Genomic DNA, 17,411 nt, shown 5'->3' with positions numbered 1-17,411 from the left:
CCGTGCCCCGTATCGTGTGGGCATGAGCGTCCGATCGCACGACCAGGCCCTGCGTGCCCGCGATCTGCTGCGCCAGATCGCCGTGATCTCGTCGCTGGTTTTCACGCTCGTCGCCGTCCTCGTGGGGGTGGGCGGGCTCGGCGGGACCGCGGTCGAGAACTCCCAGGGGGGCGCGCTGGATTCCGATGCGACATACCTCGCGCCGGCCGGCCCGGCGTTCTCGATCTGGTCGATCATCTACGCAGGGCTCGTGGCGTACGTGGTCTGGCAGGCGCTCCCGTCGCAGCGCGCATCCGAGCGCCAGCGCGCCCTGGGCTGGTGGGTCGCCCTGACGATCGTCCTCAACGGTCTCTGGCTCGTGGCGGCGCAGCTGTTGCCGATCTGGGCGACGGTGATCGTGATCTTCCTGCTGCTCGCGGCGCTGTGCGTCACCTTCCAGCGGGCGGTCGCGACCCGAGTGCCGGGCGACGGCGCCGCCGACGCCGTGCTGCTGGACGGCGTGACCGGCCTGCATCTCGGGTGGGTCACCGTGGCGTCGGCCGCCAACGTCGCGGCGTGGCTGACCGAGGTGGGGCCGACCTCGTGGGAGGACCACGCCCACGCGTGGGGGGTCGCGGTCCTCGTCGTCCTCGGCACCCTCGGCCTCGGGATCGCATGGGCGAGCGGGTGGCGCGTGACGCCCGGTCTCGCCATCGGATGGGGAGCCGTGTGGCTCGCCGCGGGGCGGCTGCTCGATCAGCCGCGCAGCGAGCCGATCGGCATCGCCGCGATCATCGTCGCCGCGGTCGTGGTCGTGATTCCGGTGGCTGTCGCGGGTCTGCGTCTGCTCAAGCCGCAGGGAGATTGAGCGGGGCGCCCGTCAACCGACGAGGTCGGCGAAGGCGCGCAGGATGCGGGGCGGCTCGCTCAGGGCAGCAGCCCGCACGCGCCCCGCGATCTCGTCGAAGCGGGCGGCGTCGAAGTAGCCGTCGTTGCGGTAGACGCCCATCCGCTCGATGAACGCCGCCGCCGTCGGCTCGGGATGGAACTGGGTCGCGTAGAGCGTGCGACCCACGCGGTAGGCCTGCACGGGGCACGCCTCGTTGCGCGCCAGGAGCGAGGCCCCGGGGGGTGCCTGGCCGGTGCCCTCCTTGTGGGCAGTCAGCGCCGTGAAGCGCCGGGGCAGGCCGCCCAGCACGGGGTCGGACGCGCCGGCGTCGGTGAGTTCGACGGTCGCGGGTCCGGTGTCCTCGGGGAACCCGCGAGTGACCTCTCCGCCCAGCACGCGGGAGACGATCCCGATCCCGTAGCACGTGAAGATCGCGTGCGTCTCCGCGCCCGCCGCGCGCCGCGCGATCCCCTCCAGGTCCGCCTCGAGTCGCCGCTGCACATCGGTCTTGGTCGACTCCGGGTCCGCCACGTTGAACGGGCTGCCGCCGATGAGGAAGCCGGCGTAGCGGTCGAAGGCGTCTGGGGGAAGCGGATGCCGCACCAGGTCGTGCGCGTGGAGGACCGTCTCGTCCCGGTGCGTGGCCTCGCGGAAGGAGCGGTATTCGGCCTCGGCGGCGCCGGACTGCGGGCGCACGCACACGTAGAGAAGGGGCCGCCCGCCCGCGTCGGTGGTGGTCATGCGCTCGATTCTAGGACGATCGGATTCGGGGCCGACCGTCGAGCGGGGCGCGGGCGGACTCCCCGGGTGCATGTCCTCACGCGCGCGAGGATCGGGCGGTGCGCCCGCGCACGATGCCGACGAAAGCCTCGACATCCGGGGTCGTCTGCTCCGCGATCCAGGCGAGCGCGACAGTGGAGACCGGTCCGTCGGCCAGGGGGCGGTAATCGGTGTCCCGGCGGTGGTGCAGACGGGCCAGCGACTGCGGAACGACGACGATGCCCACCCCCGCCGCCACCGTTTCGATCGCGTCGGCGGTGGTCGCGAGGGAGGGGAACGACGGGGCCACCGTGCCGGGCAGCTCCAGTCCCGGAAGGACGTCGTCGGCCGGCACGATACGCACCTGACCCTCGAGGTCGATCGCTCGAAGCTCGTCGGCGGCCGCGAGATGCGAAGCCTTGTCGAACACGACGACGGGCACCTCGTCGTAGAGCCTGATGACGTGGAGTCCGTCCGCCTGCAGAGGCAGGCGCGCCAGGACGGCGTCGGCGGATCGTGCGTCGAGGATCTCGCGCGCCTCGCGCGCCTCGACGGGCACGAGCTGCAGCTCGACGCCCGGCAGGCGTTCGCGCCAGCGGGAGATCCAGGTCCCCGGCGTCGTGCCGGGCACGACCCCCAGGCGGAAGACGCCCGTGCGGTCGCCGACCGACCCCGGCTCCCGAGCGGTGGCCGGTCGCGAGGGTGAAGGCGCCTTCGGCGGAGGCTTCCGGCTGCCGCGCTCGATCGGCCGCGCGGGTCGGCGCGCCCTTCGGCCGGAACCCCTCGTCATCCGCCCAGGCTACCGTCGCACGTGCGGCTCATGCCGCGCGATCGGCCCTTCAGGCAGCGAGCCAGAGGCCGCGGCGATCCGTGGCGACGGCCTGTCCGTCGGCGATCGTCTCGTCGTCTCCGATGAGGGCGCCGCTCGCCACGCGCGCGTGGTCGCCCACGTGGGTGCGGACGCCGATGCGCGCTCCGGGGCCGATGGCGGCGCCGCGCCCGATGTGGGCGTGCTCCTCCACGAGCGCGTCGTGCCCGACGAATGCGTCGGATTCTACCCACGCGCCGCGCAGGATCCGCGCGCCCGCGGCGACCTGCGCTCCCGGTTCGACGTACGACCCGGTTTCGACGAATGCGCTCGCGTGCACTTTCGCGCCGTGGGCGATCAGCCCGCGCCCGTTCACGTGCTTGCGGTAGCGCAGGGTCTCGCCGTTGTCGCGTTCGATGTCGACGTAGTTCTTGCCCAATTCTTCCTCCCGCGGCTCCGGTCGGAGTCGAGTACTGGAGACAACGGACGGAGGGTCCGCCTCATTCCCCGCATCGGCTTTCACGAGGCATTCGTCGCCGCCTGCCTCCCGGATTGCCCATTCTTCTCGGGCGTCTGGCGCTGCATCCTCCCGTTGCGCCGGTGGCGGGCGGCGCCTATGATCGCGCGGCCGTGGCCGGGTCGTCCCGGACCGCGGGCTGGCAGCGCGGGCACCAGAAGACGTTGCGCTGGCTCGTGGGCGATGCGCCGAGGGTCGTGGCCCGCACCGTCGTGCCGCACCGGCGGCAGGCCCGCCGCTCCCGCCCGTACACCCACGTGCCGCGTCCCGCGCGGGAATCGCCGGTGAACGTGCGCCCCGGGCCCGGCAGGTTCTGCCGGATCATCCGCGCACCCAGCTCGACCAGGGCGAGGGCGTCCACCGCCGTGGCGGGCGTCTCGGGGTGGATGCCGCGCACGAACAGCAGCTCGTTGGCGTACTCGTTCCCGAAGCCCGCGACGTTGCGCTGGTCCAGGAGGGCGACGTGCACCGGGCGGGTGTCGACGTTCAGTCGCCGCGCCGCCTCCCGCGCGTCCCAGTCATCCGAGAGCGGGTCGGGGCCCAGGTGGCCGACGAGCCGCGCCTCGTCGCGCGTGGGGAGGACCTCGACCATGGCGAGGTCGAAGCCGACGGTCTCCCACTGGGCGGTCGCGACGATCGCGCGGGCGGCATGGGCGGGGGCGCGCCAACGAGTACCGGGCCGGTAGATGTGCCACGCCCCCTCCATCTTCAGATGCGAGTGCAGCGTGTGATCTCCGATCCGGTGCAGGATGTGCTTGCCCCGGGGCACGACCTCCCGCACCCGCTGTCCGCTGAGGTCGGCGGTCGCGCTGCCGGGCACGCGGATGTCGAAGCGCACGATCTCGCTGCCCGCCAGAACGGAGTGGAGGTGGTGGGCGGTGCGGTAGACGGTGTCGCCCTCAGGCACGTTCCGCCTCCCGCGCGGCCTCGCCGGCCGTGACCTTGCGCAGGGTCAGCCCGCGCGGGGACTCGACGAACCCGGCGGCGCGCAGCGCGACGCCGAGGCCCGTGCCGTAGACGAAGTCGCCGTTGACCTGCTCGATCGTGAGCGTGTCGAGTCGCCGCGCGCGGGCGGTGCGCGCGAGGTCGGCGGCGGCCGACGCGAGCGCATCGTCGTCGTCGTCGAAGACGAGCGCGCTCTTCCCGCCGCGCTCCAGATAGAGGACGATGCTCCCGTCGACGATCACGACGAGTCCCCCCGCCTTGCGGCCCGGGCGATGCGTGACGCCTTCGATCGTCGGCCACGACAGCGCGGCGCCGTAGGGATTGGCGGGGTCTGTCGCGGCCAGCGTGACCGCGCGTCGCGGTGCGGGGTCGGGCAGCGAGGCGAACTCGCGCAGCCGGTCGATCGTCGGCGACGACGCGAACTGCGCCGCCCCGAGCTTCTCGATCAGGTATCCGCGGCGGCAGTGCCCGGCCTGCTCGAAGCCGGCGAGGATGCGGTACACCTGCGCGAAGCCACCGGAGACGCCCTCCGTCTGCACCGATCCGCGGGTCACGACTCCGTAGCGGTCGAGCAGGAGGGATGCCGTCGCGGTCGCCCGGGCGGCGGCATCCGTCTCGCGCTCGGGGAGCAGCGACCAGCGCCCGCCGACGGCCGTGGGGCGCGGGGGCGCCGCCGGTCGCGGCATGCTCGTGCCCCGGAACATGCGCGAGCGGGGCGTGCGACGCGCCGAGCGGTGCGCCTGCGACCCCCCGCCGAGCAGCGAGCGGACCGGCGCGAAGGTGTCGTTGGTGACGATACCCGCCCACGTGAGGTTCCACAGCGCCTCGATGACGGACTGATCGTTCGGGGCGTCGACGGCCTGACGCAGCTGGGCGGCGAACCATGCGCCGCCGTTGGAGAGCGCCTCGCGCAGGGCGTGCTCGAGGGAGTCGGGCGCGACCTCGGCGTCGGGGTCGGGGAGCGTGAACGGCGCGGCGTCCGCGGGGTGCAGCGCGATCCACCCGTCGCGGCCCGGGAGCGACCCGTGCCCCGACCACACGACCTCGCCCGTCGCCGTCAGCTCGTCGAGCATGGCCGGGGTGTAGTCGGAGACCCGCGAGGGGAGGATGAGCGTCTCCCAGGCGCTCGCGGGAGCGGGGACGCCCGCGAGCTGCTCGATCACCGCGGCCACGCCGTCGATGCCCTCGAGGGGGCGGGTGACGTGCTGCCAGGACGGCAGGAACCTCGCGAACGACTCGGGCGGCACGGGCTCGACCGAGCCGCGGATCGCCGCGAGCGAGCGCATGCGCAGCCGCCGCAGCACCTCCGCATCGCACCATTCCGTCTCGTCGCGCGTGTCGGCGGTGGCCGGCAGGAAGAAGCCGCCGGCGACGCGCCCCTGCGACTCGAGACGCTGGAGCGTCTGCCGCGCGACCGCGACCCCCACGCCGAGCCGCCCGGCGACGGCATCCGCCGTGAAGGGGCCGTGCGTGCGGGCGTACCGCGCGACGAGATCGGCGAGCGGATCGGCGACGGGCTCGAGGAATGCGAGCGGAAGCCCCACGGGCAGCGCCGCGCCGAGGGCGTCGCGCAGGCGCCCCGCGTCCTCGATCGCGGCGGTGCGCGTCGAGCCCGCGATGCTGACGGGGATCGCCCGGCGCGCCTGGACGAGCGCGTCGAGGTGGGCGGCTGCCTCGGCCACGGTCGCGGCGGGCGCGGGCGCTGCGGGGGTGGCGGGGTCGTCGTCGGCGGGGGCCGTGGGAGCGTCGCCCGCCTGCAGCCGCTGCGCGACCTCGGCGGCGTCCAGGGGGCCGAGGAGGCGCAGGAGGTCGGCGACGCCCTCGACGCCCCGCACCCGGCGGTCGGGATCGAGGCGCTGCGCCTCCCGTTCGAACTGGGCGATGACATCGGGATCGAGCAGCTCCCGCATCTCGACCTTGCCGAGCAGCTCGGACAGCAGCGCCGGGTCGACCGAGAGCGCGGCCGCGCGGCGTTCGGCGAGCGGGGAATCCCCCTCGTACATGAACGCGCCGACGTATCCGAAGAGCAGGTCGCGGGCGAACGGCGACGGCTGCGTCGTCGTCGTCTCCACGAGTCGGATCCGCCGCTCGCCGATGCCCCGGAGCAGACGCAGCAGGGCCGGGACGTCGTAGACGTCCTGCAGCACCTCCCGGAGCGTCTCGAGGATGATCGGGAAGGTGGGGTGGCGCTTGGCGACCTCGAGCAACTGGGCGGAGCGCTGACGCTGCTGCCAGAGCGGGCTGCGCCTATTCGGGTTCACCCGGGGCATCAGCAATGCCCGCGCGGCGCACTCGCGGAACCTCGACGCGAAGAGCGCCGAGCCGCCCACCTCGTCGGTGACGACCTGCTCCAGCTCGTCGGGATCGAAGACGAACAGCTCGGCCCCCGGCGGATCGGATGCGGCGTCGGGGATGCGAGCGATGACGCCGTCGTCGCTCGCGACGGCCGAGCCCTCGACGCCCAGCCGCTCGCGGATGCGCGCGTTCACGGCGAGCGCCCACGGCGAGTGCACGCTCATGCCGTACGGGGAATGAAGGATGATCCGCCAGTCGCCCACCTCGTCGCGGGAGCGCTCGACCGTGAGGGTGCGATCGGTCGGGACGCTGCCCGTGGCCTCCTTCTGCTCGCTCAGGTAGGACAGCAGGTTGCCGACGGCGAGATCGTCGAGACCCGCGTCGCGCAGCCTCGCCCGCGCCTTCGCCGGGTCCGACGCCGTCAGCTCGCGGGAGAGCCGGCCGAGCGCCTCGCCGAGCTCCGCGGGGCGTCCGAGGCCGTCGCCGTGCCAGAACGGCAGCTTCCCCGGCTGTCCGAAGGCGGGGACGACGTTGACGCGATCGTGGGTGATCTCCACGATCCGCCAGCTCGTCGTGCCGAGTGTGAAGACGTCGTTCACGCGGGACTCGTAGACCATCTCCTCGTCGAGCTCGCCCACGCGGGCGTTGCGCGTCTCGCCCGCCACGAAGACGCCGAACAGGCCCCGGTCGGGGATCGTGCCGCCGCTGGTGACCGCGAGCCGCTGCGCTCCGGGCCGGCCCGTGATGGTGCCGGCGTCCCGGTCCCACACGATGCGCGGGCGCAGCTCGGCGAACTCGTCGGACGGGTAGCGCCCCGCCAGCAGATCCAGCGTCGCCTCGAACGCCGATCGCGGCAGGGTACGGAACGGCGCGCTGCGGCGAACCTGCTCGTACCAGTCCTCGACGGGCAGCTCGCCGAGCGCCACCGCCGCGACGGTCTGCTGGGCGAGGATGTCGAGCGGGTTCTGGGGGATCGTGATGGCCTCGATGCGACCGGCGAGCATGCGCTCCGTCGTGATGGCGGTGTGCAGCACGTCGGCGCGGTGCTTGGGGAAGAGGAAGGCGCGGCTGACCTCGCCCACCTGGTGCCCGGCGCGTCCGACCCGTTGCAGGCCGCTCGCCGCCGACGGCGGGGCCTCCACCTGGATGACGAGGTCGACGGCACCCATGTCGATGCCGAGCTCGAGACTGCTCGTCGCGACGACGCAGCGCAGGCGTCCGGCTTTGAGCTCCTCCTCCACCTGCGCACGCTGCTCCTTCGACACCGAACCGTGGTGAGCGCGCGCGAGGACGGGCGGGGCCTCGGCATCCGCGGCCGTGTGCCCCCCTCCGGTGCTCTCGGACGGCTCGATGCCGAGGCGTTCGGCGTAGATCTCGTTGAGCCTGCCCGTGAGCCGCTCCGCGAGCCGGCGGGAGTTGGAGAACACGATCGTCGACCTGTTCTCGAGGATGCGGTCGACGATCGCCTCCTCGACATGGGGCCACACCGACCCCGTCATCTCCGTGCTCTCGGGCCGCAGTCGGCTGTCGGCGGTGTACCACGTGCCGGATTCGTCGTCGGCGGATGATGCGTCGTCCTCGCCCGCCTCGGCGCCCGCCCCATCCCCCGCGCGTGAGGGGGGCGGTGGCGGGTTGAGCATGTCTTCGACCGGGACGACGACCCGGAGGTCGAACGCCTTGCTCGCCGGCGGTGCCACGATGTCCACGGGAGCGGAGCCGCCGAGGAACCGCGCGACCTCGTCGATGGGCCGCACCGTGGCCGAGAGGCCGATGCGCTGGGCCGGGCGCTCGAGCGTGGCGTCGAGCCGCTCGAGACTCACGGCGAGGTGGGCGCCGCGCTTGGTCGCGGCGACGGCGTGCACCTCGTCGACGATGACGGTGTGGACGCTCTCGAGCGTCTGCCCCGCCTGGCTCGTGAGCATGAGGTAGAGCGACTCCGGGGTCGTGATGAGGATGTCGGGGGGATCCTGCACGAGCCGGCGACGCTCGTTCGAGGGGGTGTCTCCCGAGCGCACCCCGACGGTGACGTCGGGGAGTGCGATGCCGAGCCGTCGCGCGGCCTGGCCGATCCCCACGAGCGGGGAGCGGAGGTTGCGCTCGACATCGACGCCGAGTGCCTTGAGCGGCGAGATGTAGAGGATGCTCGTCCGCGGGGTCTCGCCGCGGGGCGCGCGCCGCCCGCGCACGGGCTCCTTGGCGGGGGCGCTCAGCGGTTTCTCGCGGAAGACGCGGTCGATCGCCCACAGGAACGCCGAGAGCGTCTTGCCCGAACCGGTCGGGGCGACGACGAGGGCGTGCCTGCCGGCGGAGATCGCATCCCAGGCGCCGGCCTGCGCGGAGGTGGGCGCGGCGAAGGCCCCGCGGAACCACTCCTGGGTGGCGGGGCCGAATCGCTCGAGCACGTCGCTCATCGACTCCATCATGGACCCGGTCTGCGACATCGGGCCGGGGGTTGCCCGATCGCGCTCCCGGCGCGGGTGTGCAGCGCGTCACCGGAGGTGACCCCCCGCTCGCCCGTCGAGAACGGCTCCCCGCCGGCCCCCCGAGGAGCCGGATGTGACAGGTGAGCGGTGGACCGGGGCGTAGCGGGGAGCGCGGGAGGAGGGGGAACCCGCTAACCCGCGGGCTCGGCGGGCCGCTGCGCGACGAGGAACGCGTGCACGTCGGCGAGCTCCTGCTCCGAGACGCTGTGGGTCAAACCGGTGTACACGCGCCCCGAGAGCTCGCTGTGACCCGGGAGCCAGTCCGTCGTGTGCACGATGAGCGCCTCCGGGATGACGTCGTCGTGGGTGCCGCGGCCCCAGAAGACGGGCGGACGCCGCTCTGCGAGCGCCTCGTCGCCGGGCAGCGCGCCCGGCGCCGCGTAACCCGAGAGCGCGACGACGAAGGCGAAGCGCTCGGGCCGGAGTCGCATCGCCTGGAGGGAGACGGCGGCCCCCTGGGAGAAGCCGAGCAGGCCCACGGATGCCCCGGCATCCACGTGCGCGTCGAGCCACGCGAGGAAGGCGGCCGCGCCGCGGGTGATCCCCTCCGGGTCGCGTCCGCCGAGGCCCTCGATGGGGTACCACGAGTGGCCGGGGGCTGGCCAGGGCGGGCTCAGCGGCGCCCGCACGGCGGCGACGCGGTACCCGTCGGGCAGATGCGGCACGAGCCCGAAGAGGTCGTTCTCGTCGGATCCGTATCCGTGCAGCAGCACGAGCACCGGCGCGGCGGGATCGGTCGAGGACCACAGCACGGCGTCGGCATCGAGGGGGAGGGGGATTTCCGGCGGCATGCCCCTCATCCTCGCAAACCCCGCCGACAACCCGGCGCGTCGCGTCGGCGATCGCGGGCGAGCCGATCACCGCACCCGGATCGGGGCCCGCCCTGCGGTATACAGGAGGCATGCCGGTCCGCACCCCCGACCCCGATCCGAACGAGCGCGACGACGAGAACGACCGTCCCGGCACGCCGCGCGACCCGCTCGGCGGCATGGGCGCGGGCTTCGGCTCACCGGCCGCGGACAGCGCGAGCAACCCCGGCTGGCTGAGCGACGTCGAGCTGGCCGAGGCCCGGCGGCGGATGCCGATGCTCTACGTCGAGGCCGTACCCGTCCGCACCGACGGGGTGGGCGCCGTGACCGAGGTCGGGATCCTGCTGCGCGCGACGCCCGTGGGTGAGATCACCCGCACGATCGTGAGCGGCCGCGTGCGGTACGGCGAGACGGTGCGGGACGCGCTGTTCCGTCACCTCGAGAACGACCTCGGGCCGATGGCCTTCCCCCTGCTGCCCCCGCAGCCCACGCCTTTCACGGTCGCGGAGTACTTCCCCATGCCGGGCCTCGGCGCCTTCCACGACGACCGGCAGCACGCCGTCTCGCTCGCCTTCGTCGTGCCCGTGACCGGCACGTGCGAGCCGCGGCAGGACGCCCTCGAGGTCACGTGGATGTCGCCCGAGGAGGCCTGCTCCGACACGCTCGCGGGGGAGATGGAGGGCGGTCGCGGCACCCTCGTGCGCCTCGCCCTCGCCAGCGTCGGCGCCCTTCGCTGACCGCGGCGGAGGTGATGAGGATGGCGCAGAGCCCCCTCCTGGTGGACTTCGCGGTCGCGCTGCCGATCGTTCTCGCGGTGTCGTACCTCGTCGCGTGGGCGATGCGGCGCATCTTCGGGCGCCGCCTGCGGCTGAGCCTGACGACCATGACGATCGTGGCGCTGCTGGGCGTGAGCGTGGGGCTGTTCCTCTCCGGATGGCTGCTGTACGGGCAGCGCCTGTGGATGCCGACGACGATCCTGGTCACCCTCGGTTCGACCGTCGCGATCGCGTTCGCCACCGCCGCGATCGCGGCCGCGGTGCGCCCCGCGCACGGCGATGTCGACGTCTCCGCCGTGATCGCGGCGGGCGAGTCCGACGTCGTCGAGTTCAAGGAGACCGCGCGCTGGAACGTGCGCGAGGACAAGAAGGACCCGCGTATGGAGCTCGCGATCGCCAAGACGATCGCGGCGTTCCTCAACTCGCGCGGCGGAGTTCTCGTGATCGGGGCGGACGATGCCGGCCAGCCGGTCGGGCTCGAGCGCGATCTCGCGACGCTGCGCACTCCCGACCACGACCGGTTCGAGCTGTGGCTGCGCGACCTGCTCTCCACCCTGCTCGGGCGAAACGCCGCGACGCTCCCGCACATCCAGTTCGCCGCAGTTGACGGCACCGTCGTCTGCGCCGTCAACTGCCCGCCCTCGCCGAAGCCCGTCTTCCTCGTGCAGTCCAGGGACGGCGGCTCCACCGACCTGTGGGTGCGCGTGGGCAACTCCACCCGCTCGCTCGGCGTGGACGAGGCCGTCGAGTACGTCTCGAGACACTGGCGGCCGACGCTCTCGAGCGTGCTGACGGGGCGGCCCCGCGCGGGCTGAACGCCGTCGAACGAGCACACCCAGCGCACCTCGTTCGTCCGCCTGTCCCAGTCGTAGAAGCGGAAGCTCTCGCGCAGCCGGTCGAGCCGTCGGCGGTGCCCGTCTCGACAGCCGCGCGCCGTCCCGCAGCCCGCCCACGCCCTTCACTGTCGCGGAGTACTTCCCCATGCCGGGCCTCAGCGCCTTCCACGCGGCGCCCTCGTGCGCCTCGCCCTCGCCAGCGCCGGCGCCCTTCGCTGACGGCGCACGCTTGTCGACGTCCGGCCGGCTGGCACCGGCTTCGCGCTAGCCGGATCTCAAACAACCTGGCTGGGCACTACAGCTCGGTTCTCCGGCCGCCACCTCGGTCTATTGACGCGCACTCGGGCGCCCACTAGCTTGGGCACCAACGGCCCCATAACGTGAAAATCCATTGCCGAGCTGTTCAGAGTCGAACGAATTGGTCTGGGGCTGACCGTACGCAGCGTGCGCGCACGATGGGCGTCTGCTGCTGCGTTTTCGTCGTCGCTGATGTGCTCTCGATCGCGAGGTGGAGCCCATGGCGAACGTCGGACTTCTCTATGTCGGCGCCGTGCTGTTCATCAACGGGCTCATGCTCATCGGGGTCATTCCCGGCAGGTCTGCGGCGATCCTGAACTTCTTCGTGGGCGGCATGCAGGTGGTCTTCCCGACGCTGATCCTGCTGCAGGGGGCCGGTAATCCCGCCGTCGTCTTCGGTGCCTTCGGCCTCTATCTCTTCGGGTTCACCTATCTGTACGTCGGGATCATCCAATGGACAGGCGTGAGCGGAGAAGGACTGGGATGGTTCTCGCTGTTCGTCGTGATCGTCGCGGTCGTCGTGGGGATCCTGCAGTTCGTAGCGGTCGGAGACCCGGTCTTCGGCGCCATCTGGCTGGTCTGGGCCGTGCTGTGGTTCATGTTCTTCCTCCTCCTCGCACTCGGCAGATCGGACATCCAGAAGGCCACCGGGTGGTTCACGATCTTCGTGTCGTTCCTCACGGGCACCATTCCGGCATTGTTCATTCTCTCGGGCTACTTCCAGACCGACGCGCTCCTCGGGGGCGTGGTGGCAGCGCTCGGCGTGCTCGCCCTGATCGTCGCGCTCATCCTCGGGCGGAGCAGATCCAGCGCAGACGCCGACAGTGTCCGCGCGGGCGACGCGACCAGATAGATCATCTCCCGGATGAAGGAGCCACATGCCCACGTACACCTTTCGCTGTCGTGAGGGCGACGTCTTCGAAGAGCGACACAGCATGGCCGACGTCCCGGCGAACGCCGTGTGCCCGCAGTGCGCGCAGCCTGCGGTGCGGCTTCCGAGTGCACCGCACCTGAGCGCCGCAGGCAGCTCCGCATACGGTCTCATCGACCGCAGCGCGCGCAGCGCGCACGAGCCGGAGGTGGTCCGCGGCGGTCTCCCCGGCGCCCCCCGTCGTTCGGGAGGTGGATACACCTCCAACCCGCTGCATCGCAAGCTTCCGAGGCCGTAGGCGACCCCGGCGGATCACCAGACAAGGAGAAAGCAATGCCTGACGTCATCTTCCCGCTGGACTCGACGAAGAAGTTCGAGGACCAGGAGAAAATCGGCCACAACAGGTGGCATCCGGAGATCCCGCCGGTGGCCACGGTCAAGCCGGGGGACTCGTTCCGCGTCGACTGCCGAGAGTGGTTCGACGGCGCCATCGTCAACGACGACTCAGCGGACGACATCCTCAATGCTCCGCTGCTGACCGTGCACAAGTTGAGCGGACCGTTCGCCGTGGAGGGCGCGAAACCGGGCGACCTGCTCGTCGTCGACATCCTCGACGTCGGCCCCATCCCGCAGGAGGATTCCGGCCCGCTCGCGGGACAGGGGTGGGGATACACGGGGATCTTCTCCCGGAACAACGGTGGGGGCTTCCTGGTCGATCAGTTCCCCGACGCGTACAAGGCGATCTGGGACTTCTCCGGTCAGACGGCGACCTCGCGGCACATCCCGGGCGTCTCTTTCACCGGACTCATCCACCCAGGGCTCATGGGAACCGCGCCCTCCGCCGAGCTGCTTGCGAAGTGGAACAAGCGTGAGCGGGACCTGATCGCCACCGACCCGGACCGCGTGCCTCCGCTGGCGCTGCCTCCGGAACCCCGAGAAGCGGTACTCGGTGGAGTGCCCGCATCCGACTTCGATCGCGTCGCCGGTGAGGCTGCCCGTACCGCGCCGCCGCGCGAGAACGGCGGCAACCAAGACATCAAGAACCTGTCCAAGGGCACGCGGATCTTCTACCCGGTGTTCGTCGATGGCGCGAACCTGTCTCTCGGCGACCTCCACTTCTCGCAGGGCGACGGGGAGATCACCTTCTGTGGCGCAATCGAGATGGGCGGGTTCATCGACCTGCGAGTCGACATCATCCGGGGAGGAATGGATACCTACGGGGTGCAGGAGAACGCCATCTTCATGCCCGGCAACGTCGACCCGCGGTTCAGCGAATGGCTCGCATTCTCGGGGACCTCGGTGACCCTGGACGGCGAGCAGCGGTACCTCGACTCTCACCTGTCTTACCAGCGCGCGTGCCTGCACGCGATCGACTACCTCACGAAGTTCGGATACAGCCCCGAACAGGCCTATCTGCTCCTGGGCGCCGCACCCATCGAAGGCAGGCTCTCGGGCGTGGTGGATATTCCCAACTCGTGCTCGACGGTGTACCTGCCGACCTCGATCTTCGACTTCGACGTTCGGCCCTCGTCCGCGGGACCGACGCAGATCGACCCGGGGATCGGGGCCCCGCGCTCGGCGAACAGAACCTGACACACACCGACAGGCGCGCACGGGGAGCGCTCCTGTCACCACCGCGCACGCGAGCGGCGCGTCACTCTTCGGCTGACGCGCCGCTCGCGGAAGCGAAACTCTGGTGTTCGTAGGCGGGGGAGGACGGACAACATGGCAGGCACGACACGAGGTGGCGAGGACACCGGCGACCGCATCCGCGTGACCGCTCCGATGAAATGGGCGGCGGGCATCCCTGGTGTCACCCACTCGGTCGTTCCGGCGCTCACCGGCATGGGCGTGGGACGGACGGTCAAGCTCCTCACCAAGATGAACCAGAAGGATGGCTTCGACTGCATGAGCTGCGCGTGGCCGGATCCCGACCACCGCAAGGTCGCTGAATTCTGCGAGAACGGCGCCAAAGCGGTCACCTGGGAGGCGACGCCGCTCGCCGTGCCGACCCAGTTCTGGGCATCGCATTCGATTCTTCAGCTGCGTGCCGAGAGCGAGTACTGGCTGGGTCAGCAAGGCCGGCTGGTTGAGCCGGTCTACAAGGCGAAAGGTGACGCACACTATCGGCCGATCAGCTGGGATGCCGCGTTCACGGTGATCGCCGATCGGCTGAACGCCCTGTCATCGCCGAACGAAGCGGCGTTCTACACCAGCGGACGCGCCTCGAACGAGACCGCATTCGTGTACCAGCTGTTCGCGCGCGCCTTCGGCACCAACAACCTTCCGGACTGTTCGAACATGTGCCACGAGTCGAGCGGACTGGCCATGGAGGAGGCGATCGGGGTCGGGAAAGCGACGATCGGCTACGACGACTTCGAGAAGGCCGACCTGATCATCATCATGGGGCAGAACCCGGGTACGAATCATCCGCGCATGCTGACCGCACTGGAGGATGCCAAGCGAGCCGGCGCCTCGATCGTGGCCATCAATCCGCTGCGGGAGGCCGGGCTCCTGCGCTACAAGAACCCGCAGACCGTGCGGGGGATCGTCGGCAAGGGCACGCACCTTGCCGACCAGTACCTGCAGATCCGCCTCGGCGGTGACATGGCGCTGATGCAGGCGGTGTCGAGGCGTGTCTTCGCCGCAGAGAAGGCGGCGCCGGGAACGGTACTCGACCGCGCTTTCCTGGACCGCCACTGTCAAGGGCTCGATGAGTTCGAACGCCACCTCGACGACCTCGATGAGTCGGCCGTCCTGGAGGCAACCGGACTGACCGCTGCCGAGATCGATGAGCTTGCGGCCAGGTACATGGCCGCGGACAACGTGATCATCACCTGGGCGATGGGCCTCACCCAGCACAAGAAGGCAGTTTCCACGATCAAGGAGATCATGAACCTGTTGCTGCTGCGCGGCAACATCGGCAGACCGGGCGCCGGCGCATCGCCGATCCGCGGTCACAGCAACGTGCAGGGTGATCGCACGATGGGCGTCTGGGAGAAGATGCCCGACGCGTTCCTCGACGCACTCGAAGCCGAGTTCGGTTTCTCCCCTCCGCGCGAGCACGGGTGCGACAGCGTGCAGGCGATCCGGGCGATGCGCGACGGGCGGGTCAAGGTCTGGTTCGCGATGGGCGGCAACCTGGCTGCTGCGGTCTCGGATTCGGCGACGGCCGAGGAAGCGATGACCCGCACGGCGCTGACGGTGCAGGTGTCGACCAAGCTCAATCGATCACACACGGTCGTCGGCGAGGAGGCGCTCATTCTGCCGACGTTGGGGCGTAGCGAAATCGACCGACAGGACAGCGGCGAACAGTTCGTATCGGTCGAGGACACCGTCTGCGCAGTCCGTCCCTCACGCGGCCAAGTCGAACCGATCGCTCCCGGCCTTCTCTCAGAGGTCGCCATCGTCTCGCGGCTGGCACGCGAGGTTCTCGGCGATACGATCCCCGTCGACTGGGCGGCATTCGAGCGAGACTATGACACCATCCGGGAACACATCGCTCGAGTCGTACCAGGCTGCGAGGGCTATAACCAGCGAGTCCGGCAGCCGGGCGGTTTCGTCCTCGCCCATGGGCCGCGCGACTCCCGGACCTTCCCGACGGCGACCCGCAAGGCGATGATCACGGTCAATGAACTCGAACACGTGGAATGTCCGCCTGGTCGTCTGCTCTTGCAGACGATCCGGTCCCATGACCAGTTCAACACCACGATCTATGGCTTGAATGATCGCTACCGAGGGATCGAGAACGGTCGCGCCGTGATTCTCGTCAACCGTGATGACCTGAGCGCGCTGGGGTTGGTCGACGGCCAGCAGGTGGATGTGTTCAGCGAATTCCCCGGCGATGCGGACCGCGAGCTCCGTGGACTCCGCGCCGTCGCATATCCCACGGCACCGGGGTGTGCTGCCGCCTACTTCCCCGAGGCGAATGTTCTGGTTCCGCTGGAGAGCACCGCCGAGGGCAGCAACACCCCGGTGTCGAAGTCGGTGGTGATCAGGATCGAGCCGCACACAGAGCGTCTCGTTCCGGGATGACTCGTGTGCTAAGACGTGGTCTCGCGGGCGAGCTCCGCGGCGAAGGCGTCGACGTCGCCTTCGGTGGTGTCGAACGAGCACACCCAGCGCACCTCGTTCGTCCGCCTGTCCCAGTCGTAGAAGCGGAAGCTTTCGCGAAGCCGGTCGGCGACCCCCGGGGGCAGCGTCGCGAAGAGCGCGTTCGCCTGTGTCGGCTGGGTGAAGACGACCCCGCGTATCGAGCCGTCGGCGGTGCCCGCCTCGACCGCCGCGCGAAGTCTCGCCGCCATCGTGTTCGAGTGCGTCGCATTGCGCAGCCACAGGTCGCCTTCCATGAGGGCCAGCAGCTGGGCCGAGACGAACCGCATCTTCGACGACAGCTGCATGTCGAGCTTGCGCAGGTAGCGCAGCCCCTCCGACGCCGCCCGGTCGAGCACGACGATCGCCTCGGCGATCATCGCGCCGTTCTTCGTGCCGCCGTAGCTCAGCACGTCGACGCCGGCGTCGGTGGTGAGCGCGCGCAGCGGAACGCCGAGGGATGCCGCGGCGTTCGACAGCCGTGCGCCGTCCATGTGCAGGCGCATGCCCCGCTCGTGAGCGTGGTCGGCGATCGCGCGCACCTCCGCGGGGGTGTAGACCGTGCCGAGCTCGGTCGACTGCGTGATCGACACGACCAGCGGCTGGGCGCGGTGCTCGTCGCCCCACCCCCACGCCTCGCGATCGATCAGCTCGGGGGTGAGCTTCCCGTCATCCGTCGGTACCGCCAGCAGCTTGATCCCCGCGACCCGCTCGGGCGCCCCGCCCTCGTCGACGTTGATGTGCGCCGTGGAAGCGGTGACGACGGCACCCCACCGCGGCAGCATCGACTGCAGCCCGACGACGTTCGCGCCCGTGCCGTTGAAGACGGGGAACGCCAGGGCGTCGTCGCCGAAGTGCCCCCGCAACACCTCCTGCAGCCGCCGGGAGTAGGCGTCCTCGCCGTAGGCGACCTCGTGCCCGTCGTTGGCCGCGGCGATGGCGGCGAGCACCTCGGGGTGGATGCCGGAGTAGTTGTCGGAGGCGAATCCGCGCACGGCGCCGTCGTGGAGGGGGGTCACCCCCACAGCCTACGAGGCAGCCGCGCGCGGATCGCG

General features: G+C 71.0%; 14 protein-coding genes. 7 read left to right on the top strand and 7 right to left on the bottom strand.

Features of this window, described 5'->3' with window-relative positions; genetic code table 11:
* Positions 1-22 precede the first annotated feature (22 nt).
* A complete protein-coding gene (locus ACIGCK_RS12715; protein WP_396666535.1) occupies positions 23-847 on the top strand; it encodes a tryptophan-rich sensory protein in 825 nt (274 codons plus the stop codon).
* A gap of 12 nt (positions 848-859) precedes the next feature.
* Here ACIGCK_RS12715 and ACIGCK_RS12710 read toward each other — a convergent pair whose 3' ends face one another.
* The 6 genes from ACIGCK_RS12710 to ACIGCK_RS12685 form a co-directional block, all read right to left on the bottom strand.
* The gene (locus ACIGCK_RS12710; RefSeq protein WP_396666534.1) at positions 860-1,609 is read right to left on the bottom strand and encodes a GMP synthase; all 750 of its coding nucleotides are present in this window, start codon (positions 1,607-1,609) and stop codon (positions 860-862) included.
* Between the two features lie 76 nt (positions 1,610-1,685).
* Positions 1,686-2,417 (bottom strand): LysR substrate-binding domain-containing protein, encoded by a 732-nt coding sequence (locus ACIGCK_RS12705; protein ID WP_330170477.1) that lies wholly within the window; start codon positions 2,415-2,417, stop codon positions 1,686-1,688.
* Positions 2,418-2,466: 49 nt separating this feature from the next.
* On the bottom strand, positions 2,467-2,874 hold the full coding sequence (locus tag ACIGCK_RS12700) for a transferase (RefSeq protein WP_396666533.1): 408 nt from the start codon (positions 2,872-2,874) through the stop codon (positions 2,467-2,469).
* 175 nt (positions 2,875-3,049) lie between these two features.
* Entirely contained in the window at positions 3,050-3,859 is an 810-nt protein-coding gene (locus ACIGCK_RS12695) for a DNA-formamidopyrimidine glycosylase family protein (RefSeq protein WP_396666532.1), read from the bottom strand.
* On the bottom strand, positions 3,852-8,603 hold the full coding sequence (locus ACIGCK_RS12690) for an ATP-dependent helicase (RefSeq protein WP_396666530.1): 4,752 nt from the start codon (positions 8,601-8,603) through the stop codon (positions 3,852-3,854). Before ACIGCK_RS12690 ends, ACIGCK_RS12695 begins: the two co-directional genes overlap by 8 nt.
* A 203-nt stretch (positions 8,604-8,806) precedes the next feature.
* Entirely contained in the window at positions 8,807-9,466 is a 660-nt protein-coding gene (locus ACIGCK_RS12685) for an alpha/beta hydrolase (RefSeq protein WP_396666528.1), read from the bottom strand.
* A gap of 110 nt (positions 9,467-9,576) precedes the next feature.
* Here ACIGCK_RS12685 and ACIGCK_RS12680 point away from each other — a divergent pair, with 110 nt between their 5' ends.
* From ACIGCK_RS12680 to ACIGCK_RS12655, 6 genes are all read left to right on the top strand, one after another.
* Positions 9,577-10,221, top strand: coding sequence for an NUDIX hydrolase family protein (locus ACIGCK_RS12680; RefSeq protein WP_330170472.1), 645 nt, complete (start codon positions 9,577-9,579; stop codon positions 10,219-10,221).
* A gap of 20 nt (positions 10,222-10,241) precedes the next feature.
* Positions 10,242-11,075 (top strand): helix-turn-helix domain-containing protein, encoded by an 834-nt coding sequence (locus ACIGCK_RS12675; RefSeq protein WP_396666526.1) that lies wholly within the window; start codon positions 10,242-10,244, stop codon positions 11,073-11,075.
* 538 nt (positions 11,076-11,613) lie between these two features.
* Complete coding sequence (locus ACIGCK_RS12670) at positions 11,614-12,246, top strand: AmiS/UreI family transporter (RefSeq protein WP_396666524.1); 633 nt, start codon at positions 11,614-11,616, stop codon at positions 12,244-12,246.
* Positions 12,247-12,271: 25 nt separating this feature from the next.
* Positions 12,272-12,562, top strand: coding sequence for an FmdB family zinc ribbon protein (locus ACIGCK_RS12665; RefSeq protein ID WP_396666523.1), 291 nt, complete (start codon positions 12,272-12,274; stop codon positions 12,560-12,562).
* A 35-nt stretch (positions 12,563-12,597) separates the two neighbouring features.
* Entirely contained in the window at positions 12,598-13,857 is a 1,260-nt protein-coding gene (gene fmdA / locus ACIGCK_RS12660) for a formamidase (RefSeq protein WP_396666521.1), read from the top strand.
* 132 nt (positions 13,858-13,989) lie between these two features.
* Positions 13,990-16,299 (top strand): FdhF/YdeP family oxidoreductase, encoded by a 2,310-nt coding sequence (locus ACIGCK_RS12655; protein WP_396666520.1) that lies wholly within the window; start codon positions 13,990-13,992, stop codon positions 16,297-16,299.
* Between the two features lie 8 nt (positions 16,300-16,307).
* On the opposite strand, the gene ACIGCK_RS12650 is transcribed toward ACIGCK_RS12655, so the two are convergent.
* Positions 16,308-17,375 (bottom strand): threonine aldolase family protein, encoded by a 1,068-nt coding sequence (locus ACIGCK_RS12650; RefSeq protein ID WP_396666519.1) that lies wholly within the window; start codon positions 17,373-17,375, stop codon positions 16,308-16,310.
* Positions 17,376-17,411 lie beyond the last annotated feature (36 nt).

It is taken from the genome of Microbacterium sp. NPDC078428, assembly GCF_044542535.1.
GTDB classification, from domain to species: Bacteria; Actinomycetota; Actinomycetes; order Actinomycetales; family Microbacteriaceae; genus Microbacterium; species Microbacterium limosum.
This window is presented reverse-complemented; position numbering and strand designations above follow the sequence as displayed.

Bases quoted from the DNA above. Each gene is read 5' to 3' on its own strand.
- ACIGCK_RS12715 (WP_396666535.1), top strand. From the start codon at position 23: ATGAGCGTCCGATCGCACGACCAGGCCCTGCGTGCCCGCGATCTGCTG.
- ACIGCK_RS12710 (WP_396666534.1), bottom strand. From the start codon at position 1,609: ATGACCACCACCGACGCGGGCGGGCGGCCCCTTCTCTACGTGTGCGTG.
- ACIGCK_RS12705 (WP_330170477.1), bottom strand. From the start codon at position 2,417: ATGACGAGGGGTTCCGGCCGAAGGGCGCGCCGACCCGCGCGGCCGATC.
- ACIGCK_RS12690 (WP_396666530.1), bottom strand. From the start codon at position 8,603: ATGAGCGACGTGCTCGAGCGATTCGGCCCCGCCACCCAGGAGTGGTTC.
- ACIGCK_RS12685 (WP_396666528.1), bottom strand. From the start codon at position 9,466: ATGCCGCCGGAAATCCCCCTCCCCCTCGATGCCGACGCCGTGCTGTGG.
- ACIGCK_RS12680 (WP_330170472.1), top strand. From the start codon at position 9,577: ATGCCGGTCCGCACCCCCGACCCCGATCCGAACGAGCGCGACGACGAG.
- ACIGCK_RS12675 (WP_396666526.1), top strand. From the start codon at position 10,242: ATGGCGCAGAGCCCCCTCCTGGTGGACTTCGCGGTCGCGCTGCCGATC.
- ACIGCK_RS12670 (WP_396666524.1), top strand. From the start codon at position 11,614: ATGGCGAACGTCGGACTTCTCTATGTCGGCGCCGTGCTGTTCATCAAC.
- ACIGCK_RS12665 (WP_396666523.1), top strand. From the start codon at position 12,272: ATGCCCACGTACACCTTTCGCTGTCGTGAGGGCGACGTCTTCGAAGAG.
- fmdA (WP_396666521.1), top strand. From the start codon at position 12,598: ATGCCTGACGTCATCTTCCCGCTGGACTCGACGAAGAAGTTCGAGGAC.
- ACIGCK_RS12655 (WP_396666520.1), top strand. From the start codon at position 13,990: ATGGCAGGCACGACACGAGGTGGCGAGGACACCGGCGACCGCATCCGC.